Raw genomic sequence first — 26291 nt, 5'->3', positions numbered from 1 at the left:
TTCTGGGAAACGGTCGGTGCTGGTGTGTTCACTGTCAAATCTCGCTTTTGTTCAAAGTCTGATTGGGTCGTCCTTGGCCAAGCGGTCAAACGCCATCAGCGTAGTGACCAAATGTGACATCTGATCTAACGGAACCATATTCGGCCCGTCAGAGGGCGCGGTATCTGGCGCCTGATGGGTTTCGATGAAAACAGCCGCGATGCCCAAAGAAACGGCAGCGCGGGCCAGAACTGGCGCAAATTCACGCTGTCCGCCGCTGGCACCGCCCAAGCCGCCGGGCTGCGCGACGGCGTGCGTCGCGTCCATCACAACGGGGTATCCGGTTTTCGCCATTTCGGGCAGCGACCGCATGTCGGCGACTAACGTGTTATAGCCAAAGGAAACGCCCCGTTCAGTCAACATGATCTTGTCATTGCCGGTGCTGGCGACCTTGTCGGCGATATGGGTCATATCCCAGGGGGCCAGAAACTGACCCTTTTTGATGTTCACCACCGCACCCGTTTCACCCGCGGCCAGGGTCAGGTCGGTCTGGCGACACAGAAAGGCCGGTATCTGCAGAATATCGGCGACTTGGGCCACGGGCGCACATTGATCGGGGGCGTGGACATCGGTCAGAACGGGGCAGCCGATCTGATCTTTGACGGTTTGCAGAATTTTCAGCCCCTCATCCATACCCAGGCCGCGCTTGCCGCCAAGCGAACTGCGGTTGGCCTTGTCATAGCTGGCCTTGAAAACATACTGCGCACCGGTTTGCGCGCAGACCTCGGCCATATGGGTGGCGATCATCAGGGCGTGGTCGGTTGATTCCAACTGGCACGGGCCCGCAATCACAGCCAAAGGCGTGTCATTGCTGACGGTCAGGGAACCAACGGGGACTGTCTTCATCTCTATGACGATACCTGTTCGCGAAGGATAGACGCGGTAAGCGATATCATCAGATAGATACCCAGAAATATCAGAAAGGCCAGCAGGGTATTTTCGAATGCGCGGGGATATGTCGGTTCATCCGGCGGAATCGGGCTGACGCTGACCGACAGATAGCGCACCTGGCGTTCCGCCTCGATCCGCGCCATCTCCATCTGTTGCAGGGATTGCTGCAGCAACAGGGTACGGGTCTGATAATCTTCCTCGGCCGCGCGCAGTTCGGCGTTTTTCCGCGCCTGGTTCGCATTGTCGCCGCCCGTTGACGTCATCAGGCCGCGTACCTCGGCGATCTTGGCTTCGATCCGGCGAACTTCACCGCGCAGGGCGTCGACGCGCGCCTCATTCGGGCGGCGATTGTCCAGCAGGCTGGCCAGCTCAAGCTCTTTTTCCAGCGATAGTTGTTGCAGCGATGTGATCCGTGCCTGCAGTTCACTGGTGGCGGCGGCGGCGTCGATCACGCCCAGTTCTTCCTGCAACTGGGTCATCCGCGTCAAAGCTTCTTCGCGGTTCAGCTCAGCCTCTTCATAGCTGGCGCGGGCGCCTTTCATGCTGTCTTCGCGAACGCGTTGGGTGATCTGATCGACACGCTCTTCCGCAAATTCAACCAGACGGCGGGCGTATTGCGCGCTGATTTCAGGGTTGGCGGCCGAAACCTCCATCCGGACGATACCTTCGGTCGGATCATAGCCGATTTTCACATAACGACGATAAAGCTTATAAGCATCTTCGTTCGATGCGTCGGGCGACAAGCGTTGCAGCAAATCAAGGGACGGGTCGGAAAAATGATCCTTGAAGGCCAGGGATTCATCTAACCGCAGCATGGCTTCGCGCGATTGCAGATAGCCCTGAACCGAAACCGAATCCTGAACCGTCGCCATGGGGGTTGAGCCCAAAAGACTGCTTGCGCCCACGCTGGACGGACTGTCGGACTGTTCGATCCGAAATTCAGACATCGTGGCGTACATCGGGGTGGCCACGGCAAAAAAGTAGTATCCCGCAGCGGCGGTCGGAATCGCGACAAAGAAAAACAACCTGACAAACAACATCGCCAGTTTGCGTTGCCTGCGGCGGGTGATATCCCGCTGAATTTGCTGAATTTCGCGGGCACGTTCGGCAGCAGGCGATAAGGCGGGTGCAGTACGATCGAAGGACGGCACGGTTTGCGGCAGATGTACATCGGCCAGGGCATCGCTTTCGCCAGGTTCCAGATTGACCGAGCTTTCGGGCGCAGCGGTGTTGGATTTCACCAATGCCAACGTGCTGGACCGTTTAAAGGGGTCAATGCCACGATCCCGCAACAGCATCACCGCCTCAAGATCGGACGCGGGCGATAATCCATTTTTCTGCGCAACGCGACGGGCCATGCGCAACTGGCGTGCGGTCAGCCCTTCCTGGCGGATCGCTTCCAGCTTTGGATTAGCCAGCGTCACAGGATCTGCCGTGTCCTCAGTCGCGGTCGGTGCAGCGTCATCGGCTGTTTCAACCTGATCGTCGGGCGCCGTATCGCCGGTCAAGGAATTCAGCTTGTTACGGCGAATTCTATACTTTTTCGCCTTTGGTTTGGTAGTCATAAAGCTGCTTTGCCTCTTCCAGGGTATCGAACATGGTCAACTGGCCATTCATCAGAACACCGGCTGATCGTGCAAATTTTTCAAGCGTTGCGGGTTGGTGCGATACAATTACAATTGTCGTCGTCTCGATCCGCTCTTTCAGGATTTCACCGGCTTTCCGGTTGAATTCCACATCCGTCGATGACGGCATACCTTCGTCGATCAGATAAATATCGAAGTCCAGCGCCAGCAAAAGCGCAAAGGAAAATCGCCCCTTCATACCCGAACTGTAGGTCGCCACCGGCATTTCGAAATATTCTTTCAGATCGCACAGCCACCGGCAGAACGCCTCGACATAGTCAGGGTCAAGCCCGTAAAGACGCGCGATATAGCGGCAGTTTTCCATCGCCGACAGTTTTGAGATGATGCCGCCCATGAACCCAAGCGGGAAGGATATCTTGCACCCGCGTCTGATCTCGCCCTCATCAGGTTTTTCAAGACCGGCGATCATCTTGATCAGCGTCGTCTTGCCGGTGCCATTGGGGGCCAGAATGCCGATGGAATTTCCCAACTCAACACGAAACGACGCGCGATCAAGGATCACCTTGCGCTGCGTTCCTGTCCAAAAGGACTTGCTGACATTCTCAAACTCAAGCATTCCGTCTGCTCCGCCCGTGCGGCAACACCTTTATACCAAAGTGTCTTAACAGCGTCCTTACTGCACTATCTTCTTCATATTATGGCGCTTTTCGGGCTTTTTGGCCAGACGTGTCACAGATTCTGTTTTTCGACCCGCAACATCTGGCCCGCCACAATGGCGATGAGCGCTGCAAAAAAGCTGAACAAGGCCCCCATTTTTGCCGCATCCTGAACTTCACCCGCAGGAAACGCGACCGACGCGACGAACAGCGATACGGTAAAACCGATGGCGGCGACACAACCGATGACGACCAGATCAACCAGACGCATGCCCTGTGGAATACCAAGGCCCAAGGGCTTGGCCGCAATCCATCCAAACAGGAAAATGCCCAGGGGTTTGCCGATGATCAGCCCCGCCAGAACCAGCCATGTCGCATCACCGATCGAGCTGAATTCGACACCGGCGTTCACCAGACCAAAGAAAAACAGAATGATCTCAACGGGATGTTTTAGCGCATGTTCGATCTGGTTCAGCAGGTCGGTCAGATGCGTTTCGGCTTCGCTGAAAATCCCGAAGGCCCGGTCAGCATGGGGCAGCGTCGGCACAATCGGCAAAAGGCCCAGCGCGGGGTGCAAGCCGCTTTCCTGAAACCCGTACCAACTGGCACAACCGGCAACAGCATAGGGCAAGAACCCCAGTTTCTGCCGCACCCAGGTTGAATTCGGGCGCAATTGATTGCCGCGGTCCAGGTAGCGCGGCAGCCAATTGAACAGTACAAAGACCAGAATGGCAGCGGCCAGCGACAGCAGTAGCCAGGCGGGCACAACAGCGTTTTCAGGATAGAAGATCGCCAGGATCACCAGACCGGCCGCATCATCGGCAATCGCCAGCAGCAGCAGGAAGCGGACGGCAGGGTGGCCTGCCCCAAAGACCAGCCGACCCACCAGATAGGAAAATGCGATATCGGTGGCCGTCGGAATAGCCCAACCGTTTGCAACGGCGGTGAATTTTTCCGGTCCCAGCAAAAGCGCGATAACAAGATAGACCGCGATCGGGCCCAGCATTCCACCCGCCGTGGCAAACAGGGGCGTTGCGGCTTTCTTGCCGCGCAGGGACCCGTTTTTCAGGATCACCGCCTCCCACACCTCTTTTGCGGCGATGGCGAAGAAGAACGCCATAAGGACATCGTTAACCAGATAATGCAGTGTCAGCGTACGGTGCCCGTCATGCAGGTGCCCGACCGGCGCGTGATCCCAAATGACAAACTCGACAAAATGGTGATAGCCGTCGGCATCAATATTCGCCCAGATCAAAGCTATGATCGCGCCAGCAATCAGCAAAAGTGAGTAATTCGTAACGAAATTCCAGACGCGATACATTCATGCCCCCAAGGATCTTTTAAGCGTGATTACGCGATACTTTCTGTCAGAGCAACGCCTGAGACTTGCCGCACGACTTTTGTACACTGTGGCGCTTGGTTGTCTACAGATCGCGACTTAGCGCGGGGGGCTTCGGCCCGCCGGTGGCCCAATCCAGCAGTTCGACCGTATGCACCATTGGGATATCCGTGCCCGATCCGATCTGCATCATGCAACCGATGTTACCGGCAGCGATGATATCGGGGGATTTGGCCTGCAGCGTCTGAACCTTGCGGTCCTTCAGCTGTTTAGAAATTTCGGGCTGCATCAGGTTATAGGTCCCGGCCGACCCGCAGCACAGGTGACTGTCGGCGGGCTCAACCACCTTGAAGCCCGCGCGTTTCAGCAGGTCTTTGGGATAGGTCTTGATCTGCTGGCCATGCTGCAGAGAACAGGCCGCGTGATAGGCGACTTTTAGGCCCTGATCAGGCAGTTTGGGCACATCCAGCTTTATCAGCAGTTCCGAGATATCCATCGCGATCTCGGCCACCTTGGCCGCATCATTGGCCAGGTCGGTGGTGCGGAACATATGGCCGTAGTCCTTGACCGTGGTGCCGCAGCCGCTGGTGTTGATCACAACTGCATCCAGCCCCTGTCCGCGAAATTCACGCATCCAGGCGCGGATGTTTTTGGCGGCCGTCCGGTGGCTTTCATCGGTCTTACCCATGTGGTGGGTCAGCGCCCCGCAGCAGCCCGCGCCATCGGCTATCACCACGTCGCAGCCAAGCCGGGTCAGCAGCCGGATGGTTGCGTCATTGATATCAGTGTTCAGCGCCCGCTGCGCGCAGCCGGTCATCAGGGCCACGCGCATCTTGCGTTCGCCTTCGGCCGGGAATACCTGCGGATCGTCGTTGCGGCTGACGGGCGGGATGGTCTTGGGCGCCATTTCCAGCATGGCCCGCAGCCGCGCATCCGGCATCAAAAAGCTGAACGGCCGCCCCAGCTTGGCCGCCGCCAGCGCCGCCCGGAACCGCATCGGATAGGGCAGGATTTTCGACAGAACCCACCGCAGCACGCGATCGGTTAGGGGGCGCTTGTACCGCTGTTCTATATATTCCCGCGCGTGATCGACCAGATGCATGTAATGCACGCCCGAGGGGCAGGTCGTCATACAGGCCAGACAGCTGAGGCAGCGGTCGATATGCTTGACCGTCTTTTCGTCCGGGTCACGGTCATTTTCCAGCATATCCTTGATCAGATAAATCCGCCCCCGGGGGCTGTCCAACTCATCCCCCAGAACCTGATAGGTCGGGCACGTCGCCGTGCAAAACCCACAATGCACACAACTGCGCAGGATCTCATTCGATCGTTGGGTCGCAGGGTCTTTCAGCTGTTCAGGGGTAAAGGTGGTTTGCATTTAGGCCATCAATCCGGTGTTCAGAATGTTGTTGGGGTCAAAGCGATCTCGTAGTCCTTTTGAGATCATAGCGACTGGTGCTGGTTCGGGGTGGAAGACAGCCATCTGGTGGCGTGTCTCTTCGCTGGCGCGGATCAGGGTGGCGTGGCCGTCAAATTCGTTCAGGGCGGCGCGGACATCGGTGCCCTGGGTCACCAAGGCCCAGATCAGGCCGCCGCCCCAGTCGTAGAAAATCTTGGTGTCCGTCAGTTTCGCGGCAATGTCAGGGGCGTCAGTGGGCTTGACCGAAATGCGCCAGACATCACCTTCAGCCTGCTTAAAGCCCATCACATCGCGTGAGGCTTTCCAGATCGCGGCGGACTTGTCCGGATCGTCTTCAACAGTGATATCGCCGAAGGACGCCAAAACATCCTTCAGCTGATCCGTGCGATATTTGACGGATTGCTCAAACCCTTCCAGCCGCAGCATCGTCATGGCCCGATCGCCCATCATCGAAAAGGGTGTGTGGGCGGCGGCTGTGACCTCATAGGGCGACCCCAGCGCGGCGGACATGGCCTGAACGGCATGGCTATCGGACAGGTTATGGATCATCAGCGTGGCTTGCGTGTCGGTTTGGGGCAGAACCTTCAGCGATACCTCGCTGAGTACACCCAAAGTGCCGTAGCTGCCGGCCATCAGCTTTACCAGATCGTAGCCGGTGACATTCTTCATCACGCGCCCGCCGTTTTTCACCACTGTCCCCGTGCCATCCACAAACCGCACGCCCAGCATGTAATCGCGGCAGGCACCGGCCTGGATGCGGCGGGGGCCCGAGACATTTGCGGCCGCAACACCCCCGATCGTGGGGTCGCCTTCGGTCCCAAGCAGGCCGCGGTGGTCCATCGGTTCAAACGGCAGGCGCTGGTTTTCGGCGGCCAGGGCGGATTCGACCTCGGCCACCGGGGTTCCGGCCTTGACCACGATCGTCAGCGCGCCGGGTTCATAAAGTTCGATGCCCGACAAACCGCGGGTCGACAGTACCTGTCCCGCCACCGGTTTGCCGATAGGCCGTGTGCCGCCACCCATAATCCGCAGGGGGCCCTTGGCCGATGCAACCGCCTCGGCCAGTTCTGTTTCAGTTGCAGGGGATATCATCTATTCTGCCGCCACCGGTTGCACGCGCCGGGACTGCGACGCGGAAAGGGGAAAGACCTTGGCCGGGTTCAGCAGCCACTTCGGATCGAAGACGTCTTTCACGGCCATCTGAGCCTCAAGATCATCACCGCTGAACTGGTCAAACATCAGATCACGCTTTTCGATCCCCACACCATGTTCGCCGGTCAGACAGCCGCCCGCCTCAACACACAGACGCAGGATGTCGGCGCCGAGTTTCTCGCACAGTTCCAACTGGCCGGGTTCGTTGGCGTTGAACAGGATCAGCGGGTGCATATTACCGTCGCCTGCATGGAAAACATTCGCAACATCAAGGCCATAGTCCTTGCTCATCTCGCCAATGCGTTTCAGCACATAGGGCAGCGAGGATACCGGGATCGTGCCATCAAGGCACATATAGTCGTTGATCTGCCCCATCGCCCCAAAGGCCGATTTGCGGCCCAGCCAGATGCGCCCGGCCTCATCGGCATCCTTGGCTTCGCGCAGCTCAACCGGGTTGTGCTTGCGCGCGATGTCCATGATGACGGACAGTTGTTCGTCGATTTCGGCGTCTGATCCTTCGACCTCGACAATCAGCAGCGCTTCGCACATCGGATAGCCCGCCCTGGCGAAAGCCTCGCACGCCTCAATACAAGGGCGATCCATGAATTCGATGGCCACGGGCAGAACGCCCGCCTTGATAATATCGGCCACACAGGCGCCTGCGACTTCGTTGTCGTTGAAGCCCATCAACACCGGCCGCGCACCTTCGGGCTTGCGCAGGATGCGCAGTGTGGCTTCGGTCACGACGCCCAACTGGCCTTCGGACCCGCAGATGACGCCCAACAGATCCAGACCCCCGGCATCCAGATGCGCCCCGCCGATATCGACGATGGTGCCATCTATCATGACCATTTTGACACCCAGCAGATTGTTCGTGGTGACCCCGTATTTCAGGCAATGCGCCCCGCCGGAATTCATCGCGATATTGCCTGCAATCGCACAGGCCAGCTGGCTGGAAGGGTCTGGCGCGTAAAAGAAATCTTCTTCCTCAACCGCGCCAGTGACACTAAGATTTGTGCGCCCAGTCTGCACACGGATAAAGCGGTTGTCGTAATCTGTTTCCAGCACCTGGTTCATGCGCGCCGTGCCCAGGATCACGCTGTCGGCGGTGGGCAATGCGCCACCCGCCAGCGATGTTCCGGCACCACGCGGCACGACGGGCACGTTTTCCTGATGGCAGATTTTCAGCACGGCGGCGACTTCTTCGGTCGTGCTGGGCAAAACAGCGGCCAGGGGCGGGCATTTATAAGCGGTCAGAGCGTCGCATTCGTAGGCCTTCGTCTCGGCCTCATCATGAATAACGGCGGTTTTGGGCAGGACCTGAAGCAACCGTTCAACAATGCGGGCCTTTTTCGACAAAATCGTCGTATCGGGTACTGGCATTTCCATTTGCGGCCCTCCAAACGCTGAAATTGGTAAGAAAATATAACCAATTTAGGCGATAAGCAAGACTTTAAGCGCCGCAAGGGTGCGACACGTCAAAGCAGCTATGCCTAAACTGTTGTTTTCATTGCAGAACAAACCGCCTATTCATAGCGGCATGATCCTGACTGACATCATCAACCTATTCACGATCTGGGACGCAGTGGCGGTATCTACCCTGTTTTTCTGCTGGATTGGCATGAGTTTCATGATTGAGCGTGCCTCGGCCAGACGTCCGTCTGTGTCGATTCTGATGAACACCTATCGCCGCAACTGGATGAAAGAATTTGTCACCCGCGAACCGCGAATTTTCGATGCCCAAATCATGGGAAATCTGCGGCAGGGCACGGCGTTTTTTGTGTCAGCTTGCATGATTGCCATCGGTGGCGGCATTGCGGTGATCGGGAATACCGAACAGGTTCTGATGCTGGCCGATGATTTCGCGATTGATCAGACACCGGCGGTGGTGGTCGAGATCAAACTGGTGGTGATGCTTTTGTTTGTCACGAATGCTTTTCTGAAATTTGTTTGGGCGCATCGGTTGTTTGGGTATTGTTCAATTGTTATGGCCTCGGTTCCGAATGATGCAACTAATCCAATTGCTTACAGCCAGGCGGAAAAGGCGGCCGAGATCAACATAACAGCCGCACGCGGGTTCAATCGCGGCATGCGGTCGATCTATTTTTCCTTTGCCGCAGCGACCTGGTTGTTGGGGACGGTTGCCTTGGCAGTTGCCACTGTGATTACAGTGTTGGTGATCTGGAGACGTGAATTTGCATCGCATTCCAGAGCCGTCCTGATGGAGGATTATCATGATTAGAGCCGTTACAATATTGTTTTTATTGGGATGTCCGGCGCTGGCCGATGACCCAACGATTGATAATGTCACGGCAGTTCAAACGGCATCCGGCTGGCGTTTTGACGTGACCATCAGCCACCCCGACACAGGCTGGGATCACTACGCCGACGGGTGGGAAGTGCGCACGACAGACGGCGTTTCCCTTGGCCTGCGCACGCTCTATCACCCGCATGTTGAGGAACAGCCGTTCACGCGATCGCTGTCCGGCGTTGTGATTCCCGAAGGTGTGAACGAAGTGATGGTCTTCGCCCGTTGTAATGTGACCGGATGGTCCGAGACCGGATATCAGGTGAAACTGGACCGATAGGGCAAATTCAACGCAGCGTCATGAAAGTTAACGCGCCGTTTGGATCAGTTTCACACCAAAATCGCATGTGCAATTTGCACATTTTCCACAAAACCGGGCAATTCAGATGTGCAATCTGCACATTTTCCGCTAAACGGGGAAATTCAAATGTGCAATTTACACATTTTTCGCGGGATTTACTGCGATTTCGTGATTCCCACAGATTTTGCCCGAAATCACCCTGTGGATAAGTTTCATGTCAACGCGCGCGGGAGTGATAGGGTCCGGTAACACTCTGCCCGAATTAACCATTTCCGCGGGTCATTAACGTCTCATAAATCGCACCGCACGGTGCCAAACTTTGCAACTTTACAAAAATCGAATCGAAAACTTTGAAAGTTTGCAGCGTTAAGGTTTAGGTAAGAAGCACCGGATGTCGATTGTGAGCCCAATTTAACAGATGCTGCGACGCGTATGGATGTCGGCTTTGGAGACTGCTAAGGTTCGCCTTCGCTAATTGAGAGAATATTCCGATGCGCTATTCGGATTTGTCCGATGAATTCGATGTCGATGGCTCGCTGCGCGACATCTATGTTTTGGATACCTCGGTTTCAGATTGGGACCGCTTGCTCCACTTGACCCCCAGTCTTGGCGGGTTTGCATACTTTCGTGACGGCGAGGAAGCCGCTTCCAACTGATGCCAACTTGGTCTTAGGAGATGTCGAACATTCGCACCTTCTCCGATTCAGCCTTGGCGGGCCTACAATAAACACGCATTTCTTTGTCGAAGATGAAATTGAGTTTGACCTTGATCCCAGTGAGATCACCTCACAGTCCAATCTCGACTTAATTCTTGATTTCTGTGCAAGCGTTGGACGAGGGATCGGACGCGATATCAGGATCACACCTTAGAACGCTTCTGATATCGTCTACCTGCATTACTCCGTAAAGCAAGAAACATGGCAAAGACCTAAGCGTCCATAGGCACTCAGCACATGTGAAAAAGCCGACGTTCGAAAAGACGAGTTCAACGGCAACAAAGTCCGCATTTTGATCCTTCGCCCTGGTTGTAACGGCAAGCGTACTGATAAGTCCCGTCATCTGAGCCGTGTTCGTGACCATCTATGTGAGACGCTAAATCGGCAGTATGCGTGGAAACGCGATGCGGCGAGGGGCTGTCGTGCGTGGCGTTTCTTTGATGTAACAACTCGACCACCTGCTACAGTCAGCCCCAAGATGAGCGAGGAGGTCCCGGATCACGTCGGGGACTGCGGCGGGTTCAACGTGGGGCGGCGGCGCGTCTAAGTCTGTCGTTGATGGCGCGGCCCAGGCCGGTTTCGGGGATCGGTGCGACGGCGATGCGGTCGGCGCCGCGCGCGTCCAGATCATGCAGATGGCGGAACAGGTTGGCGGCGGCCTCGGTCAGGTCACCTGCGGGTGATAGGTTCAGGTCGGCGGGCATCTTGCCAAAGCCCAGAAACAGCTCGCCCGGTTCGGGTGTCGTGGCGTTCAGACGCAAGGTAGCATTGGGTGCGTAGTGGGATGACAGCTGACCGGGGGCATTTGGGGTCTGCGGTGTGCCCGGCAGCAGCAGGGGTTGGCCAAGGGCCTGTTCGATGACCTCAACCGGCAGACCACCCGAGCGCAGCAGGGTCGGTGCTGGATCAAATCCGATGATGGTTGACTCAAGCCCCACATCGCAGGGGCCCGCGTCGATGACGGCGTCGATCTGGCCATCCAGCCCTTGCAGCACGTGATCGGCGGTGGTGGGGCTGATGCGCCCGGAGGGATTGGCCGAGGGCGCGGCAACCGGCCCACCGAATTGCTGCAGCAGCTGTTGCGCGACAGGATGCGCTGGCACGCGGACGGCCACTGTTGAAAGCCCGGCGGTGACCAGCTTGGACAGTCTATCCATCTTCACCGGCAGAACCAGCGTCAGCGGTCCGGGCCAGAAGGCGCCGGCCAGGCGTTCAGCAGCATCCGACATCTGCGCGATTTGCGAGGCCATATCGACGGATGGCACGTGCACGATAAGGGGATTGAAAGACGGGCGCCCTTTGACCTGAAATATGCCCGCCACCGCATGATCGTTGCAGGCGTCGGCCCCCAGACCATAGACCGTTTCCGTCGGAAAGGCGACCAGACCACCGTCTTTCAGGATGGTCGCGGCACGCTGGATCGACTGACTGTGGCTGTTAAGGCGTAGGGTCATTAGCCTATGACGCTGCGTATTGGTTGCGTGAACTGCGCGTCTGACTAACTTTACACGCGAATTGGCATTCTATTATAGGCGTTTACGATAATTGCCAAGATGTCATAACCTGGAGGACAAAGATGTCGTACCGCGCACCGGTAAAAGAGTATCAGTTTATCTTCGACCACATCGTCGATTTCGACAAGGTTCGTGCGACAGACCTGTTTTCCGAAGCGACCTCTGATCTGACCGACGCAATCCTGACCGAAGCGGGCCGCGTTGCCGAAGATGTTCTGGCGCCCCTGAACCGTGTGGGTGATCTGAACCCTGCGCGGCTGGAAAACGGTGTGGTGCGCACCCCGCCCGGCTTTGCCGAGGGGTACAAGGCCTTGGCCGAGGGCGGCTGGATCGGGACGGCGGCTGATCCGGAATATGGTGGCATGGGGCTGCCGATGGCCGTCACGACCGCGATCAATGAAATGATGTCGGGGTCCTGCCTGTCGCTGCAACTGAACCCACTGCTGACGCAGGGCCAGATCGAGGCATTGGAACATCACGCCAGCGATGAAATCAAGGCGACCTATCTGCCCAAGCTGATCAGCGGCGAGTGGAGCGGGACGATGAACCTGACCGAACCGCAGGCCGGGTCGGATGTGGGCGCCCTGCGCAGCAAGGCGGAACCGAACGGTGATGGCACCTATGCGATCACCGGGCAAAAGATTTACATCACCTGGGGCGACGCCGATTTTGTTGATAATGTCTGCCATCTGGTGCTGGCCCGCCTGCCCGACGGCGCGCCCGGGACCAAGGGGATCAGCCTGTTTCTGGTGCCCAAGAAGCTGCCCGATGACAATGGCAATGCGGGTGTGTCAAACAGCCTGAAGGTTGTCAGTCTGGAACATAAGATGGGCATTCATGGATCGCCAACCGCGGTCATGCAGTATGATGGCGCCACCGGCTGGCTGGTGGGCCAGGAACATGACGGGATGGCCGCGATGTTCACGATGATGAACAACGCCCGGCTTGGTGTGGCCGCCCAGGGTGTTGGCGTTGGCGATGGTGCTTATCAGCATGCGCTGGCCTATTCGATGGATCGCCAGCAGGGCAGATCGATGATCCAGAACGGAACAGGGGCCATTATTGACCATGCGGACGTGCGTCGGATGCTGACCACGATGAAGGCCGATGTCTTTGCCGCACGCGCGATTTCGGCGGCCTGTGCGGTTGCGATTGATATGGGTCGTGCGACGGGCGATCAGGCCTGGCAATCCCGCGCGGCTTTCCTGACGCCGATTGCCAAGGCATTCAGCACCGACACTGGCATTCAGATCACCCAGACGGGCGTTCTGGTACACGGCGGGATGGGCTTTATCGAAGAAACGGGTGCGGCCCAGTATTATCGCGATGTCATGATCACCTCGATCTACGAAGGAACGAATGGCATTCAGGCCATGGACCTGGTGGCGCGCAAGTTAATGGATGGCGGCGAAACGGCCTTTACCCTGATTTCGGAAATCGAAGATCACGCCGAAGCAGCCCGTGGCCGGTTCCCCGAACTGGCCGAAGCCGTCTGGCAGGCCGCCGAAACCCTGCGTGAGACGACCGAATGGATGGTCGAGCAGAAGGATTACAATGACCGCTTTGCCGGTGCCGTGCCGTACCTGCGGGCTTTCGGACGTGTCCTGGGCGCGCATTACCACCTGAAGGCCGCCATGGCCGGGGATGCATCGCGTGCGAAGTGGGCCGCTTTCTATATCAAGCGCCTGCTGCCTGAACACGCCGCTTGTCTGGCCCATGCGCGCGAAGGGGCGGATGCGCTTTACGCTCTGTCGCCTGATGATCTGGCTGCCTGATGACAGATATGGCGCCCTTGCGGTATCCGTGGGAAACACCGCCGGCCGAGGGAACCACAATCGAAGTCGCCAATGGTATTTTCTGGGTCAGGTTGCCCCTGCCCATGGCACTGGATCACGTAAATTGCTATATTCTGGATGACGGTGACAGCTGGACGGTGATCGACACCGGCTTCAACAGCAAGCGCACCAAAGATATCTGGAATGGCCTGCTGACCGGTCCTTTCAAGGCCAAGCCCGTCCACCGTGTGATCGTAACCCATCATCACCCTGACCACATCGGCTTGGCCGGGTGGTTTCAGACCGAACACAGCGCGCCACTTTGGACAACACGCACGGCGTGGCTGTTCGCGCGCATGCTGACGCTGGATGAACAGGACCGCCCGACGGCCGAGACGCTGACATTCTGGCGTGATGCGGGGATGGACCGGGATATTTTCGAACAACGGGCCAGGGAACGCCCCTTTAACTTTGCCGATATCGTCGCGCCCATGCCCCTTGGGTTTGAACGGCTGTCTCAAGGGGATATCGTCGATATGGGCGGTCGGCGCTGGACCGTTCACATCGGCCACGGCCATGCCCCCGACCACGCAACGTTCTGGAGCCTGGATGACGATCTGGTTATCTCGGGCGATCAGATCATTCCGTCGATCAGTTCGAACATCGGTGTTTATGCGACCGAACCAAATGCCGACCCGCTGAGCGAATGGTTGGAATCCTGTGAAAGACTGGGCGCACTGGCCAAAGACAGTCATCTGGTGCTGGGGGGTCATAAGCTGCCCTTTACGGGGCTGCCCACGCGGATGCGTCAGCTGATCGATAACCACCACGGCGCGCTTAGGCGGCTGGAAGATTTTCTGAGCACCCCCAAAACAGCCGCCGAATGCTTTCCCGCCCTTTTCAAACGCCAGATCAGCGGGCCGGAATATGGCCTGGCACTGGTTGAGGCCGTTGCGCACCTTAACCATCTTTTGCGACTTGATAGGGTATCGCGCAAAAGGTCAGACGATGGGGCGTGGCTTTGGGTGCGAAGGTGCTAACCGGTTTTCAATTGTGAGAAATCACGCAGTTCGAATTTGATAAACGTATTTCTCTGAGTTAGCAGCACTGCAGTTAGTGTAGTACTTGCCTAAAGCGTAATTCTAGAATTTCGGGCACTATATCCACTTATCCCGCCCGGTGGGCACCACCGGGCAGCGCCCGACCCGCCCCCCAGGGCGGGCGCTTCTCGCCCACCCTCGGGCCGGTCGCTGCCCTCGGCTATAATCAAAGACATTTATGTGCGGAAGAGCTGAAATCTAAGCGACCCTTCTTCAGTTGAAATACATAAGCAACATACAAATAAAGATACCAAAGTCCTGAAGGAGTAAAATACATGAAGATTGTGGCGCAGGGCCCTTTTCCGGGATGGCGCGATGGTAGTGGGAGGCGAATGGCTTGCATGAACATGACTGCGTACCAACTTGGGACTTTGCTTGGCTTAGAAACGCACACCGATAATGAAGATCAATATCTATGGTTTGACAGGACTAGCATAGGCAGAATGACAGTCATCACAGATGCGAGGAATGATTTTGATTTTGCCGAGGTGTATGTTGAACGTCACGCCAATCGTTTGGAAGCGTTTAAAGAGATAATCGCGATGTTCATTGAAGTTCTACCGGATGATGTTCCGTGTCAGCTTGAGGATGAAATCGACTATGACCGCTCGTACCGGCTTATTCACGGTTATCCACTTGAAGGGCCTTTGCAAAAGTAGATGAGGCCTTTTACCGACGTTTTCTTCGGTAGCAAAATAAGTCGTCAGATTAGATTATGACATGAAAGCCAAAATCCATCCGTCATTCCAAATCAATCCTGCCCCGTTGCCCCACGGTTTTCGATGCGCGCGTGAAGGCGGCGGATGATTTGGCTGGCGGTGGTTTCGCATAGGGCGGGGATGACGGCGTGTACCAACGCTGCCAGCCCCGCGACGATCAGCCAAAAGGCAAAACTGGCCGCGAACCACATATGCTGGAAATATGTTTCACCCACGCTGCGGGGATGCTTGAGGAACAGGTTCAAAACAGCGGGATTGGATTGGTCTGACATGGCGGCGCCTCCTTACATCTGAAGATAAAACAAAGACTGGAAATGTTATCTCAAATAACCTTGCAAATTGGCGCGAAATTCGAATATTTTCCACATGATGGCTGATTTGGACAAATATGATCAACAGATATTGAAGATTCTGCAAGACGATTGTTCAGTCAGTATCGACGAAATCGCCGAACATGTGCACCTGTCGCGCAACGCCTGTTGGCGCCGGATCAAACAGCTTGAGAACACAGGGGTCATCCGCAAACGTGTAGCACTTTTGGATGCCGATGCTTTGGATCGGGGGCAGATGGTTTTTGTCCTGATCAAAACCAACCAGCATGACGCGGACTGGATGACAAAGTTTGATCAGACTGTCAGACATCTGCCCGAGGTCGTCGGCGCCTATCGACTGACCGGTGATCTGGATTATGTGCTGACCGTACGGGTGGCCGATGTCGCCGCCTATGACCGGTTTTACAAGAAGCTGATCGCGCGGGTTCCCGTGTCTGAGATTTCGGCCAGTTTCGTGATGGAACACATGAAGGATACAACCGCCATACCGATTGGAACATGAAGGGATAACAGATGGACAGTCAGATCAAGACTTCGGCCGAAGCCTATGAAAGCGATGCCCTGCCACGTGCCCGCGAAGTGCACGCCGACCCAAATCACGAAGGCTGCACCGATGTCGCGCTGCCGGTGCAGATGAAAAAGCCGGTGAAAACGAAAAGCCCGGCACAATGGGCCTATGAACGCATTATCTTGTATATCAAGAACTTCGAGGAACAGCTAGACAATCAGCACGAAATCGCGATGGGCTTTGCCGGCAGCAACACCGGTATCCTGAAAATCGAAGGCATGGGCTATTTCGACCCCGATATTGTGACATTTTTCGGCAGCGATGAGACCGGAGCGAAGACACAATTGGTGCAACATGTCAGCCAGTTGAACGTCATGCTGCGCGCGCTGCCCAAGGAAACCGACCAGCCTGAACCCGTCCGCATCGGTTTCCGGCTGGCGCAGGAATTGAATGGGGACGCGTGATGTTTTGAAAATGCGCCGTCATGTCCCACGTGACATCTTTGACGGAATCAATTACGTCACCGAAAACGCAATACAGGAAATATCTGATGTCTGACTATGAGCCCGGGAAAATGGACACGACCGAACAGGAAAAGACCTTTGCGGGGTTTGTCAAATTTTCCACTTATTCTGTTGTCGCTATTCTGATTGCGCTGATCTTTCTGGCGCTGATCGGTGCGTGATTTCGGCTATTTATCTGAAATAGCAGTAGAAAATCGTTCAAACAGATAGTAACTGTCCTGTGGCCCCGGGCTGGCCTCGGGGTGGTATTGCACCGAAAAGACCGGGCGGTCTTTCATTCGAATACCGCAGTTTGACCCGTCAAACAACGACACGTGCGTCTCAATAACACCGTCGGGCAGGGTCTGACTGTCGACGGTAAATCCGTGATTCATGGACGTGATTTCGACCTTGCCAGTTTCAAGATCCTTCACGGGGTGATTTGCGCCGTGATGGCCGTGGTTCATTTTGATGGTCTTTGCACCAAGCGCCAGGGCCAGCATCTGATGACCCAGGCAGATGCCAAAGACGGGGATATCCGTTTTATCGATCACATCGCGGATCATCGGCACCGCATATTCGCCGGTCGCCGCAGGATCGCCGGGACCATTTGACAGAAACAGACCGTCCGGCTGATAGGCTATCACATCATCATAGGTCGCGGTGGCAGGCAAAACAGTTACATCGCAACCAGCGCTGGACAGGCAGCGCAGAATATTGCGCTTGGCACCGTAGTCGATCGCCACGACCTTGTGACCTGGGCCAGTGCGCTTGGTATAGCCTTCGGGCCACTGCCAGCGTAGTTCGTCCCACCGATAGGATTGCGCGCAGGTGACTTCACGGGCCAAGTCCACACCCTCTAGTCCTTTGAACGCACGCGCTTTTTCTACCAGAGCCTCGATATCAAAAACGCCATCGGGCGCATGCATCAGCGCCACGTGGGGTGCGCCCTGCTGGCGGATGGCGCGTGTCAGACGGCGCGTGTCGATGCCGCCAATGCCGATCCGGCCCCGCTTGGTCAGCCAGTCGGTCAGCCGTTCCGCCGCGCGCCAATTCGATGGCTCGGACGGGTCCCATTTGACGACCATACCAGCGGCAACGGGATCAGCGGTTTCATCATCTTCGGGATTCACACCGACATTTCCGATATGGGGAAAGGTGAATGTCACCACCTGCCCCGCATAGGATGGATCGGTCATGATTTCCTGATACCCGGTCATGGCGGTGTTGAAACAAAGCTCGGCCTGGGTTTCGCCGACGGCGCCAAATCCGCGACCGTAGAACAGGGTTCCATCCGCAAGCGCCAGACAGGCCGTGGGTTTTTCAGCGGCAGATGCGATCATATTCATTCTCCCCACGGCATAAATCTGCGTGACCCTAAGGGGGTGCACCGATTGCGTCAAGGCCGAAAGAAAGGTCATAAAAACAAGATGTCTTTGCGGCAGATGGCTTGTCATTGGGGCCGACTGAAATTACAGTAGGCCTTTGTTCAAACCCGCGGGGATAGGGCCAAACATGGATATGCGAAGCCGGGTGAATACAGCCCTGAAAGACGCTATGAAAAGCAAGGACAGCGAACGACTGTCGACATTGCGGCTGATCAATGCCGCGATCAAGGATCGCGATATTGCGGCACGTGGCAACGGATCGGGTGATGGCGTGTCCGAGGCTGAAATCCTTGGGATCCTAGGCAAAATGGTCAAACAACGGCAGGAAAGCACGCGCGCCTATGAAGAAGGCGGTCGTCTGGAACTGGCCGAAAAGGAACAATCCGAAATTCGGATCATCGAAGAATTCCTGCCGAAACAGCTTAGCGATGCCGAAGCAGCCCAGGCCGTCGATGCCGCGATATCCGAGGTCGGCGCCGAAAGCATTCGCGATATGGGTCGTGTGATTGGCGTGCTGAAAGGCAAATATACCGGCCAGATGGATTTTGGTCGCGTCGGGCCGATGGTGAAGGAAAAGCTGGGCTAACGTCCCAAGCTGCCTGCGCGATGGTGTGAAACGCAAAATCCACCGCGCAGACATAGGGGGTTAATACTCTGGTCATTACAAATCGACTTGCCAGTTCAATATCCCAGAGCGTCTGAGTGAGTATCTGTGCACCAGACTGGCATCTTGAACTGTCGTGTTCCGACGGCAGATCGAAAACCTGCCTGCCCAAGGGTATATCCCGTGCAGATTGTGCGTTCCGTGTCCTGGCGCACAAAGTTCGAATTTAAGTGACGCCTTTGGGCTTTCTGAACTCGGGTTTATCCCATTCGCGATTATCCAGAACGTCGGCCAGGTGACCCACAGCGTCACAAATATCATCCTCGTCCAGATAAAGGGGCGTGATACCAAACCGCATGATATCCGGCGCGCGGAAATCGCCGATGACGTTCCGGGCGATTAGGGCCTGAATGACCGCATAGCCATGGTCGAAATGGAACGACACCTGGCTGCCGCGCTGGCCCCCATTTCGCGGGCTGGCCAACGTCAGTTGCGGGCAGCGCTGTTGCACCTGTTCAATGAACAAGTCCGACAGCCGCAGACTGGCGGCGCGCAGGTCGTTCATGTCGACGTCCTCCCACACTGACAGAGCTGCATCAAGGGCGGCCAGTTGCAGCACGGACGGCGTGCCCACGCGCATGCGTTCGATGTCAGGCGCCGGGCGATAGGTGGGTTCAAACGCGAAGGGGGCGTCATGACCCAGCCAACCACTCAGGACCGGCGACAGATCTGAGACAACATCCGGGCGCACATAGATAAACGCAGGCGCGCCGGGACCGCCGTTGAGATATTTATACGTGCAGCCAACCGCAAATTCGCAGCCAGAGCTTTGCAGATCGACCGGCACGGCACCCGCACTATGGGCCAGATCCCAGATCATGACGGCGCCAGCATCACGGGCCTGCTGCGTTATATGGTGCAGATCATGCATGCGGCCCGTGCGGTAATCGACCTGGGTCAGCATAACGGCGGCTGTGTCATAGGTGATGGCGGATGCGACGTCTTCTGGTTCAACGATACGCAGTTCATGGCCCTGATCCATATGGCTGATCAGACCCTGTGCCATATACAGATCTGACGGGAAATTCCCGCTGTCCGACAGGATAACCTTGCGATCAGGTCGCATTTTCAGGGCCGAGGCCAGCGCCTGAAACACCTTGATAGACAGGGTATCGCCCATCGTCACCGACCCTTCGGGCGCGCCGATCAGGCGGGCGACCTTATTGCCAACCGACATGGGCAGCCCCATCCAGTCATCAACGTTCCACCCCTTGATCAGGTGCTGCCCCCATTGATCTGTCACGACGTCAGACAGGCGCTGCTGCACACCCTTGGGTAATGGCCCAAGAGAGTTTCCGTCCAGATAGATCATGCCATCGGGCAGGATGAACTTGTCTTTGATGGGCAAACTGAGGGGCATCCGCGTCACCCGCCAACAAATGCTGTCGTGATGGGGCTGTCAGGGTCGGTCAGTCCTTCGATGATCGAAAAGTGATCATGCTGATCTTCGACAACACACTTTGTGACGGCATCCAGACCATCCCACATCTGCGCCATGATCCGGGCCTGACGGATGAACTCAGGCCGTTCGTCACTGCCAACCCAACAGGTCAGATGCGGGTTACCGTTAGGCAGATTCAGCGCCGCGCTTTCAGTGGTGGCCTCGGCCAAATCAAGCTGCAGCGCTTCGTTCATCTTGGTCTTCAGCAACAGCCGCAGATCGTGCAAACCACTGATCGATAGCGTGTGTTCAATGCGCGAGGCGATACCATCGGACAGGGGCGTGTCCGCGCAAATCATCCGCGATACCAGATGACCGCCCGCCGAATGACCCGCCAGCCTGATCGGTCCGGCAACGTGATCCGCTGCCGCTGCAATCGCCTGCCCAATCTGTTGGGTGATCTGGCTGATCCGCACCTCGGGCGTCAGGGTGTAGCTGGGCAGGCAGACGGCCCAGCCTTTCGCCCGTGCGCCCTGTGCCAGATGGGTCCAATAGGATTTATCGAACCGCATCCAATACCCACCATGCACAAAAACCGCCAAGCCCCGTGCCATGCCATCAGGCCAAACCAGATCAAACCGTTCCCGCGGCTGATCCCCATAGGCGATATCCTGATCGATCCGTACCCCACTTGCCCGATAAGCGGCGGCCTGTTCCGACCAGAGCTGCGGCAGTTTTTCAGCCCCCGGAGTGTATGCCATATTCGCATAAGCATCGTCCCAGTCGCGTAAATGTTCGGTTTTTATCATTTTCATCGCCCGATATTACCGGATTGGAACGCCACTAAACTGTGAATATTACAAATTCGGCATTTCCAATTCCTGACATAGCGGTAAAACTCGTGCAACCAAGATGGCAATCACAGGGATAGCAGCCATGATCTGTGCCTTCATATTCTTCCGCTGCAAACCGGGGTCGGCCTATCGCGTCGCGTCCGAGTTGGCCGAGAAAGAACTGCATTCCGAACTTTATTCGATCAGCGGTGACTTTGATCTGTTGATGAAGGTATATGTGCCAAAAGACGAAGATCTGGGATTATTCGTGAACGAAAAGATACTGGGGTCCGAGGATATCGTACGGTCACAGACCGTTATGGCGTTCAAGGCATTCCACTAAAAAACGACAGGGAGATATAATATGAAAATCACAACGCTTCTGGCGTCGGTGGCTGCGGCTGGTCTGATTGGCACCGCAGCACTGGCCGAGGGTCACGAGAAGGTCAAGGTCGGCATGATCTCAACGCTGTCGGGCGGTGGGGCCGGGTTGGGCATCGATGTGCGGGATGGGTTCTTGCTGGCCATCGAACAATCGGGGCGGCAGGATATCGAAGTGATTGTCGAGGACGATCAGCGCAAACCCGATGTGGCCGTGCGCATCGCGGACCGGATGATCCAGTCGGAAGATGTCGATGTGCTGACCGGTTTGATTTTTTCGAACCTGGCGATGGCCGTCGTTCCATCGGCAGTGGCGCAAGGCAAGTTCTATCTGTCACCCAACGCAGGCCCATCGGCTTTGGCCGGGCGCGGGTGTCATCCGAATTATTTCAACGTATCCTGGCAGAATGATGTGATCCACGAAGCCGCAGGCGCACAGGCCAATACGCTTGGGTATCAGAACACCTTCATGCTGGCCCCGAACTACCCCGCCGGCATCGACGCGATGAACGGTTTCAAACGTACGTTCAGCGGCACGCCGTCGAATGAAATTCTGACCAAACTGGGCCAGACGGATTATGCCAGCGAAATCGCCCAGATCCGTGCATCAGGCGCCGACAGCGTCTTTTTCTTTCTACCGGGCGGCATGGGGATTTCGTTCCTGAAGCAATATGCGGACAGTGGTGTTGATATCCCGCTGATCGGACCTGCCTTCAGTTTCGATCAGACCATCCTGCCTGCGGTGGGTGATGCCGCCCTGGGCGTCAATAATACCGCCCAGTGGAGCCCTGATCTGGACAACCCAACCAACGTCGCGTTTGTCCAAAGTTTTCAGGAAAAATACGGTCGTCTGCCATCGATGTACGCCAGCCAGGGGTTCGACACCGCCAATCTGCTGATCAGCGCCCTTGAAAAAGCACCGGTTTCCGACACCGACGCGTTCCGCGCGGCATTGCGGGAAGCTGACTTTAGCTCAACCCGTGGTGCGTTCCGCTTTAACACGAACCAGCACCCTATTCAGGACGTGTATGTGCGCGAGGTGATCAAGGACGGCGATGTCTTCACGAACCGGTTGATCGGCACGGCATTGACCGATCATGCGGATGCCTATGCCGCTGAGTGTAATATGTAAATTGTTTGGGCGGGGCATCTGCGGATGCCTTGCCCGCGTTGGAATATCTGAATGTCGCTATTGATCGCAGAGCAGTTTTTGAACGGTATCCAACTGGGTGTCATGCTGTTTCTGATGGCCGCTGGGCTGACCCTGGTTTTCGGGGTCATGGGGCTGATCAATCTGGCGCATGGGTCGCTTTATATGGTCGGTGCCTTTGCTGCGGCGTTCGTTGCCGCCAATACCGGTTCGTACCTGTTGGGTATCGTGGCCAGCGTTGTGGCCGCCGCAGTCGCAGGGGTGCTGATCGAAACACTTGTGATCCGGCGGCTTTATAAACGCGATCACCTTGATCAGGTTTTGGCCACCTTTGCGCTGATCCTGATTTTTTCCGAAGGCACGCGGATGATCTTTGGGTCCTTTCCACTGTATCTGTCGATCCCGGATGCGTTGGGGGGACCGATTACACTGCCGGGCGGCATCGAATACCCGCTGTTTCGCCTGACCCTGATCGCTATGGGGCTGTTGGTGGCAGTGGGGCTGTATCTGCTGATCACCAAGACCCGCGTGGGTATGCAGATACAAGCGGGTGAGGCGGACCGAGAGATGATCTCCGCCCTTGGTGTCGATATCTCAAAACTTTATACGTTCGTTTTCGCGCTTGGGGCCGCGCTGGCGGGTCTGTCTGGCGCTTTGGTCGGTACGTTGCAGTCGGTCGAGGTCGGCATGGGCGAACCCGTTCTGATCATGGCCTTCGTCGTCATCGTGATCGGCGGGATCGGATCCATCCAGGGGGCACTGGTGGGCGCGGTGCTGGTGGGTGTTGTCCAGACACTTGGTGCGTTCTTATTGCCGATCTGGTCAAAAATGCTGTTCGGCAGCCCAGATGCAGGCGCGGTTTTATCATCGATGCTGATCTATATTCTGATGGCCGGTGTCCTGCTGATCCGACCACAAGGATTGATGGGACAAGCCGCGTGATTTCTGAACGATACCTCAACATCGCCATCTGGGTGGGTGTGCTGGGTTTTGCGCTTTATGCAAATTTCAGTGGTGAAACCTATTGGGTCACGCTTGCCACCCGCGCCACGATCTTTGCGATTGCGGGTATCGGGCTGAATTTTGCGCTGGGTTACGGTGGCTTGATCAGCTTTGGCCATGCCGCGTTTTTCGGGATAGGCGGATATGCCGTCGGCATTCTGGCCAGCCATGCGCAGAGCTTTACGCCGATTTACGATGGGTTCGTCACCATCGATGGCACGCAGTCGATGGTGATCGCTTGGGGCGCCGCTGTGGTGGCCGGGGCGCTGACGGCCCTGCTGATCGGGGCGCTGTCCCTGCGGACCTCGGGCGCTTATTTTATCATGATCACCTTGGCCTTTGGTCAGATGTTCTATTACTTCGCAATCAGCTGGCCCGCTTATGGTGGTGAAGATGGCATTTCAATCTATGTCCGCAACAGCTTTCCGGGGCTGAACACTTTGGTGCCGTTTCAGTTTTTCTGTCTGGTTTTTACTGTTCTGACCATTGTTATTCTGCTGGTCAGGACCATGAACAAATCGCCCTTTGGTCTGGCGTTGAATGCAGTGCGGCAGATGCCTCAACGTGTTGAAACCGTAGGCATTGCACCCTTTAAATTGCGACTGATTGCCTTTGTCATTTCAGGCATGATCACCGCGCTGGCAGGGGCCATGTTTGCCGATCTGAACCGCTATGTCAGCCCTGCAATGTTTTCCTGGCACGTCAGCGGCGAGATCATGGTCTTTGTCATTCTGGGCGGCGTCGCGCGACTGATGGGCCCCGTAATCGGCGCTGCGACGTTCGTTGCGTTTGAGGAGGTTCTGGGCCGGCAAAGCGAACACTGGCTGATCTATCTGGGCTTGGCTTTGCTGATTATCGTGTTGTTCGCCAAGGGTGGCATCGTCGGATCACTGGCGCGGCGGGGGACAGCGCGCCATGGATAAGGCCGTTTTGTCGATCCGTAATCTGTCGAAATCCTTCGGTGCGATTGAGGCCAGCAAGGATATCTCGCTTGATGTTCGGGCGGGTGAAATTCATGCACTGATCGGGCCGAATGGGGCGGGAAAATCGACGCTGATCCAACAGATCGCGGGGGGTCTTCGGCCAGATGCAGGCCAGATTGTTTTTCAGGGCGAACCGGTCACACATCTGACAACGGTGCAGCGTGCGCGGCTTGGTCTGGGGCGCAGTTTTCAGGTGTCCGCCGTGGTGCCGGACTATACGGTTCTGGAAAATATTATGCTGGCGCTGCATGGGCGCAACCGAACGGCTTTTCGTTTGTTTTCAAATGCTTTTCGGGATACCGCGCTGCTGGCCGAGGCCCGCCGCCACGCCGAACGCGCTGAATTGGGGGACCGGTTATCGATACCAGCTGCGGCGCTGGCCCATGGCGAAAGACGGCTGTTGGAACTGGCGATGGCACTGTCGTTGAAGCCCAAGATTTTTCTGCTGGATGAGCCGATGGCGGGCCTTGGAAATGACGGCACACAGCGGGTCACGACCTTGCTGGCGCAGCTGAAAACCGAGGCGCCAATCCTGCTGGTGGAACATGACATGGATGCGGTGTTTGCGCTGGCGGATCGGATCTCGGTTCTGGTGTATGGACGGGTGATTGCGACGGGGACCAGGGATGAAATTCGAGCGAATGCGGATGTCAGGCGGGCCTATCTGGGCGATGATGAGGACGCGCTGTGATGCTGTTGGAGGTCCGCAATCTGACGGCCAGCTATGGGCCGACGCAGGCGCTTTTTGATGTGAATTTGACCGTGCCCAAGGGTCGTGTCGTGGCGTTGCTGGGGCGAAACGGGGTTGGGAAATCAACGACGATCAAGGCGATTTGCCGGATGTTACCTCATAAATCCGGGCAGATTATCTTTTCAGATCAATCCATTACGCATCTACCGTCGCATAAGGCCGCGCGGCTTGGGCTGGGGCTGGTGCCCGAAGGTCGCCGCTGTTTTACCAATCTGACTGTGCTGCAGAACCTGACTGTCGCGGCGCGGGACGGGTATTGGACTTTTGACCGCGTGGCCGAGCTGTTTCCGCGTCTGGCCGAGCGGCAAAATCAGATTTGCGCGACGCTGTCGGGTGGGGAACAACAGATGGTGGCGATCGGGCGGGCGTTGATGACGAACCCGCGACTTTTGATCCTGGATGAGGCGACCGAAGGACTGGCACCGATTGTCCGCAAAGAGATCTGGCAGGCGGTTCGGGTTTTGAAGGAAAGCCAGGGGTTGTCGATTTTACTGGTTGATAAGTCTTTGAAAGAGCTGCGAAATATCGCAGACGAAGCAGTTGTTTTGCATCGCGGATCAACCGTGTGGCAGGGCGAGATATCATCTTTGACGGATGAGATGACGGATCGTTATATCGGTGTCTGAGCGCCCGACGCAACGTCACGAAAGTAAACGCGCCGTGCGGTGGGAAATTTGGGCGAAATTACGTGTGCAAATTGCACATTTTCGAAGTTTTGCGATGATAGCCGCCCGCCGTTTGTGACAAATCGTACGTTTCGTACCTAGGTTTCATACGATTCCTGGACGTACAAAACACGCCGTCAATGCGCACGGTTGGGTTTGGATTGGGTAACATTCTGGCGGGATTAACTATTTTTGGCGGGATTTAAGATTTTGTTAGGGCATGGTCCTAAAAAC

General features: G+C 56.5%; 28 protein-coding genes. 16 read left to right on the top strand and 12 right to left on the bottom strand.

Translation table 11 applies throughout. The features are described 5' to 3' along the window. Positions 1-51 precede the first annotated feature (51 nt). The 7 genes from kdsA to H7848_RS09580 all read right to left on the bottom strand — a co-directional run bounded on the left by kdsA (position 52) and on the right by H7848_RS09580 (position 8472). The gene (gene kdsA, locus H7848_RS09610) at positions 52-885 is read right to left on the bottom strand and encodes a 3-deoxy-8-phosphooctulonate synthase (protein ID WP_208350607.1); all 834 of its coding nucleotides are present in this window, start codon (positions 883-885) and stop codon (positions 52-54) included. Positions 886-887: 2 nt separating this feature from the next. Further along, on the bottom strand, positions 888-2495 hold the full coding sequence (locus H7848_RS09605) for a KpsE/RkpR family capsule polysaccharide export protein (RefSeq protein WP_208350606.1): 1608 nt from the start codon (positions 2493-2495) through the stop codon (positions 888-890). Next, positions 2464-3132 carry an ABC transporter ATP-binding protein gene (locus H7848_RS09600; RefSeq protein WP_208350605.1) on the bottom strand — a complete coding sequence of 223 codons (669 nt, stop codon included), beginning with the start codon at positions 3130-3132 and terminating at the stop codon, positions 2464-2466. The genes H7848_RS09605 and H7848_RS09600 overlap by 32 nt, the downstream gene beginning before the upstream one ends. A gap of 113 nt (positions 3133-3245) precedes the next feature. After that, a complete protein-coding gene (locus H7848_RS09595; protein ID WP_208350601.1) occupies positions 3246-4493 on the bottom strand; it encodes a Na+/H+ antiporter NhaA in 1248 nt (415 codons plus the stop codon). A 103-nt stretch (positions 4494-4596) separates the two neighbouring features. Further along, on the bottom strand, positions 4597-5889 hold the full coding sequence (glcF, locus tag H7848_RS09590; RefSeq protein ID WP_208350600.1) for a glycolate oxidase subunit GlcF: 1293 nt from the start codon (positions 5887-5889) through the stop codon (positions 4597-4599). After that, positions 5890-7020, bottom strand: coding sequence for a glycolate oxidase subunit GlcE (gene glcE, locus H7848_RS09585; RefSeq protein ID WP_208350678.1), 1131 nt, complete (start codon positions 7018-7020; stop codon positions 5890-5892). A gap of 3 nt (positions 7021-7023) precedes the next feature. Then, positions 7024-8472, bottom strand: coding sequence for an FAD-linked oxidase C-terminal domain-containing protein (locus H7848_RS09580; protein WP_208350599.1), 1449 nt, complete (start codon positions 8470-8472; stop codon positions 7024-7026). Positions 8473-8623: 151 nt separating this feature from the next. Between H7848_RS09580 and H7848_RS09575 the strand changes: the two genes are divergently transcribed. The 3 genes from H7848_RS09575 to H7848_RS09565 all read left to right on the top strand — a co-directional run bounded on the left by H7848_RS09575 (position 8624) and on the right by H7848_RS09565 (position 10348). Continuing rightward, positions 8624-9325, top strand: coding sequence for a DUF599 domain-containing protein (locus H7848_RS09575; RefSeq protein ID WP_208350596.1), 702 nt, complete (start codon positions 8624-8626; stop codon positions 9323-9325). Beyond that, positions 9318-9671, top strand: a complete 354-nt coding sequence (locus H7848_RS09570) for a hypothetical protein (RefSeq protein ID WP_208350591.1) — start codon at positions 9318-9320, stop codon at positions 9669-9671. The genes H7848_RS09575 and H7848_RS09570 overlap by 8 nt, the downstream gene beginning before the upstream one ends. A gap of 512 nt (positions 9672-10183) precedes the next feature. Continuing rightward, positions 10184-10348 carry a hypothetical protein gene (locus H7848_RS09565; RefSeq protein WP_208350589.1) on the top strand — a complete coding sequence of 55 codons (165 nt, stop codon included), beginning with the start codon at positions 10184-10186 and terminating at the stop codon, positions 10346-10348. A gap of 581 nt (positions 10349-10929) precedes the next feature. On the opposite strand, the gene H7848_RS09560 is transcribed toward H7848_RS09565, so the two are convergent. Continuing rightward, the gene (locus H7848_RS09560; protein ID WP_208350588.1) at positions 10930-11862 is read right to left on the bottom strand and encodes an L-threonylcarbamoyladenylate synthase; all 933 of its coding nucleotides are present in this window, start codon (positions 11860-11862) and stop codon (positions 10930-10932) included. A gap of 122 nt (positions 11863-11984) precedes the next feature. Between H7848_RS09560 and H7848_RS09555 the strand changes: the two genes are divergently transcribed. The 3 genes from H7848_RS09555 (at position 11985) to H7848_RS09545 (ending at position 15456) form a co-directional block, all read left to right on the top strand. After that, positions 11985-13697, top strand: coding sequence for an acyl-CoA dehydrogenase (locus tag H7848_RS09555; RefSeq protein WP_208350584.1), 1713 nt, complete (start codon positions 11985-11987; stop codon positions 13695-13697). Then, positions 13697-14737, top strand: coding sequence for an MBL fold metallo-hydrolase (locus H7848_RS09550; protein WP_208350581.1), 1041 nt, complete (start codon positions 13697-13699; stop codon positions 14735-14737). The genes H7848_RS09555 and H7848_RS09550 overlap by 1 nt, the downstream gene beginning before the upstream one ends. A 335-nt stretch (positions 14738-15072) precedes the next feature. After that, positions 15073-15456, top strand: a complete 384-nt coding sequence (locus tag H7848_RS09545) for a hypothetical protein (protein WP_208350576.1) — start codon at positions 15073-15075, stop codon at positions 15454-15456. A gap of 92 nt (positions 15457-15548) precedes the next feature. Here H7848_RS09545 and H7848_RS09540 read toward each other — a convergent pair whose 3' ends face one another. Beyond that, on the bottom strand, positions 15549-15788 hold the full coding sequence (locus H7848_RS09540) for a DUF6356 family protein (protein WP_208350574.1): 240 nt from the start codon (positions 15786-15788) through the stop codon (positions 15549-15551). 97 nt (positions 15789-15885) lie between these two features. On the opposite strand from H7848_RS09540, the gene H7848_RS09535 reads away from it, so the two are divergent. The 3 genes from H7848_RS09535 to H7848_RS09525 all read left to right on the top strand — a co-directional run bounded on the left by H7848_RS09535 (position 15886) and on the right by H7848_RS09525 (position 17041). After that, complete coding sequence (locus H7848_RS09535; protein ID WP_237072682.1) at positions 15886-16350, top strand: Lrp/AsnC family transcriptional regulator; 465 nt, start codon at positions 15886-15888, stop codon at positions 16348-16350. Positions 16351-16361: 11 nt separating this feature from the next. Further along, on the top strand, positions 16362-16820 hold the full coding sequence (locus tag H7848_RS09530) for a DUF6173 family protein (protein ID WP_208350570.1): 459 nt from the start codon (positions 16362-16364) through the stop codon (positions 16818-16820). Positions 16821-16906: 86 nt separating this feature from the next. Beyond that, positions 16907-17041, top strand: coding sequence for an aa3-type cytochrome c oxidase subunit IV (locus H7848_RS09525; RefSeq protein ID WP_208350568.1), 135 nt, complete (start codon positions 16907-16909; stop codon positions 17039-17041). Between the two features lie 6 nt (positions 17042-17047). Here the strand turns inward: H7848_RS09525 and carA are convergent, their stop codons facing one another. Beyond that, positions 17048-18202 (bottom strand): glutamine-hydrolyzing carbamoyl-phosphate synthase small subunit, encoded by a 1155-nt coding sequence (gene carA / locus H7848_RS09520; RefSeq protein ID WP_208350566.1) that lies wholly within the window; start codon positions 18200-18202, stop codon positions 17048-17050. A 172-nt stretch (positions 18203-18374) separates the two neighbouring features. Between carA and H7848_RS09515 the strand changes: the two genes are divergently transcribed. Then, complete coding sequence (locus tag H7848_RS09515; protein ID WP_208350564.1) at positions 18375-18833, top strand: GatB/YqeY domain-containing protein; 459 nt, start codon at positions 18375-18377, stop codon at positions 18831-18833. 244 nt (positions 18834-19077) lie between these two features. Here H7848_RS09515 and kynU read toward each other — a convergent pair whose 3' ends face one another. Then, positions 19078-20271 carry a kynureninase gene (gene kynU, locus H7848_RS09510; protein WP_208350562.1) on the bottom strand — a complete coding sequence of 398 codons (1194 nt, stop codon included), beginning with the start codon at positions 20269-20271 and terminating at the stop codon, positions 19078-19080. A gap of 5 nt (positions 20272-20276) precedes the next feature. Continuing rightward, positions 20277-21101, bottom strand: coding sequence for an alpha/beta hydrolase (locus H7848_RS09505; protein WP_208350561.1), 825 nt, complete (start codon positions 21099-21101; stop codon positions 20277-20279). A gap of 127 nt (positions 21102-21228) precedes the next feature. Between H7848_RS09505 and H7848_RS09500 the strand changes: the two genes are divergently transcribed. The 6 genes from H7848_RS09500 to H7848_RS09475 are packed head-to-tail and all read left to right on the top strand — an operon-like array spanning position 21229 to position 26018. Beyond that, complete coding sequence (locus tag H7848_RS09500; RefSeq protein ID WP_208350559.1) at positions 21229-21468, top strand: Lrp/AsnC ligand binding domain-containing protein; 240 nt, start codon at positions 21229-21231, stop codon at positions 21466-21468. 21 nt (positions 21469-21489) lie between these two features. Then, entirely contained in the window at positions 21490-22638 is a 1149-nt protein-coding gene (locus tag H7848_RS09495; protein ID WP_208350557.1) for an ABC transporter substrate-binding protein, read from the top strand. Between the two features lie 51 nt (positions 22639-22689). Beyond that, positions 22690-23598: a branched-chain amino acid ABC transporter permease gene (locus tag H7848_RS09490; RefSeq protein ID WP_208350555.1), complete on the top strand. Its 909-nt coding sequence runs from the start codon at positions 22690-22692 to the stop codon at positions 23596-23598. Further along, the gene (locus tag H7848_RS09485; protein WP_208350552.1) at positions 23595-24581 is read left to right on the top strand and encodes a branched-chain amino acid ABC transporter permease; all 987 of its coding nucleotides are present in this window, start codon (positions 23595-23597) and stop codon (positions 24579-24581) included. The genes H7848_RS09490 and H7848_RS09485 overlap by 4 nt, the downstream gene beginning before the upstream one ends. Then, on the top strand, positions 24574-25332 hold the full coding sequence (locus H7848_RS09480) for an ABC transporter ATP-binding protein (protein ID WP_208350551.1): 759 nt from the start codon (positions 24574-24576) through the stop codon (positions 25330-25332). Before H7848_RS09485 ends, H7848_RS09480 begins: the two co-directional genes overlap by 8 nt. Next, positions 25329-26018 (top strand): ABC transporter ATP-binding protein, encoded by a 690-nt coding sequence (locus H7848_RS09475; RefSeq protein WP_336512080.1) that lies wholly within the window; start codon positions 25329-25331, stop codon positions 26016-26018. The genes H7848_RS09480 and H7848_RS09475 overlap by 4 nt, the downstream gene beginning before the upstream one ends. Positions 26019-26291 lie beyond the last annotated feature (273 nt).

Origin of the sequence: Pseudaestuariivita rosea (assembly GCF_017592335.1) — a bacterium.
GTDB classification, from domain to species: domain Bacteria; phylum Pseudomonadota; class Alphaproteobacteria; order Rhodobacterales; family Rhodobacteraceae; genus Parasulfitobacter; species Parasulfitobacter rosea.
Note: the sequence above shows the minus strand (reverse complement) of the source record. Positions and strands in the feature narration are given on the sequence as shown.

Excerpts from the sequence above, each read along its gene's own strand:
- H7848_RS09570 (WP_208350591.1), top strand. The coding sequence starts at position 9,318 with ATGATTAGAGCCGTTACAATATTGTTTTTATTGGGATGTCCGGCGCTG.
- H7848_RS09545 (WP_208350576.1), top strand. The coding sequence starts at position 15,073 with ATGAAGATTGTGGCGCAGGGCCCTTTTCCGGGATGGCGCGATGGTAGT.
- H7848_RS09490 (WP_208350555.1), top strand. The coding sequence starts at position 22,690 with ATGTCGCTATTGATCGCAGAGCAGTTTTTGAACGGTATCCAACTGGGT.
- H7848_RS09530 (WP_208350570.1), top strand. The coding sequence starts at position 16,362 with ATGGACAGTCAGATCAAGACTTCGGCCGAAGCCTATGAAAGCGATGCC.
- H7848_RS09525 (WP_208350568.1), top strand. The coding sequence starts at position 16,907 with ATGTCTGACTATGAGCCCGGGAAAATGGACACGACCGAACAGGAAAAG.
- H7848_RS09500 (WP_208350559.1), top strand. The coding sequence starts at position 21,229 with ATGATCTGTGCCTTCATATTCTTCCGCTGCAAACCGGGGTCGGCCTAT.
- H7848_RS09540 (WP_208350574.1), bottom strand. The coding sequence starts at position 15,788 with ATGTCAGACCAATCCAATCCCGCTGTTTTGAACCTGTTCCTCAAGCAT.
- kynU (WP_208350562.1), bottom strand. The coding sequence starts at position 20,271 with ATGCCCCTCAGTTTGCCCATCAAAGACAAGTTCATCCTGCCCGATGGC.
- H7848_RS09505 (WP_208350561.1), bottom strand. The coding sequence starts at position 21,101 with ATGATAAAAACCGAACATTTACGCGACTGGGACGATGCTTATGCGAAT.
- carA (WP_208350566.1), bottom strand. The coding sequence starts at position 18,202 with ATGATCGCATCTGCCGCTGAAAAACCCACGGCCTGTCTGGCGCTTGCG.
- H7848_RS09555 (WP_208350584.1), top strand. The coding sequence starts at position 11,985 with ATGTCGTACCGCGCACCGGTAAAAGAGTATCAGTTTATCTTCGACCAC.
- H7848_RS09580 (WP_208350599.1), bottom strand. The coding sequence starts at position 8,472 with ATGGAAATGCCAGTACCCGATACGACGATTTTGTCGAAAAAGGCCCGC.
- H7848_RS09495 (WP_208350557.1), top strand. The coding sequence starts at position 21,490 with ATGAAAATCACAACGCTTCTGGCGTCGGTGGCTGCGGCTGGTCTGATT.
- H7848_RS09515 (WP_208350564.1), top strand. The coding sequence starts at position 18,375 with ATGGATATGCGAAGCCGGGTGAATACAGCCCTGAAAGACGCTATGAAA.
- H7848_RS09550 (WP_208350581.1), top strand. The coding sequence starts at position 13,697 with ATGACAGATATGGCGCCCTTGCGGTATCCGTGGGAAACACCGCCGGCC.
- H7848_RS09605 (WP_208350606.1), bottom strand. The coding sequence starts at position 2,495 with ATGACTACCAAACCAAAGGCGAAAAAGTATAGAATTCGCCGTAACAAG.
- kdsA (WP_208350607.1), bottom strand. The coding sequence starts at position 885 with ATGAAGACAGTCCCCGTTGGTTCCCTGACCGTCAGCAATGACACGCCT.
- H7848_RS09535 (WP_237072682.1), top strand. The coding sequence starts at position 15,886 with ATGGCTGATTTGGACAAATATGATCAACAGATATTGAAGATTCTGCAA.
- glcF (WP_208350600.1), bottom strand. The coding sequence starts at position 5,889 with ATGCAAACCACCTTTACCCCTGAACAGCTGAAAGACCCTGCGACCCAA.
- H7848_RS09595 (WP_208350601.1), bottom strand. The coding sequence starts at position 4,493 with ATGTATCGCGTCTGGAATTTCGTTACGAATTACTCACTTTTGCTGATT.
- H7848_RS09565 (WP_208350589.1), top strand. The coding sequence starts at position 10,184 with ATGCGCTATTCGGATTTGTCCGATGAATTCGATGTCGATGGCTCGCTG.
- H7848_RS09560 (WP_208350588.1), bottom strand. The coding sequence starts at position 11,862 with ATGACCCTACGCCTTAACAGCCACAGTCAGTCGATCCAGCGTGCCGCG.
- H7848_RS09600 (WP_208350605.1), bottom strand. The coding sequence starts at position 3,132 with ATGCTTGAGTTTGAGAATGTCAGCAAGTCCTTTTGGACAGGAACGCAG.
- H7848_RS09575 (WP_208350596.1), top strand. The coding sequence starts at position 8,624 with ATGATCCTGACTGACATCATCAACCTATTCACGATCTGGGACGCAGTG.
- H7848_RS09480 (WP_208350551.1), top strand. The coding sequence starts at position 24,574 with ATGGATAAGGCCGTTTTGTCGATCCGTAATCTGTCGAAATCCTTCGGT.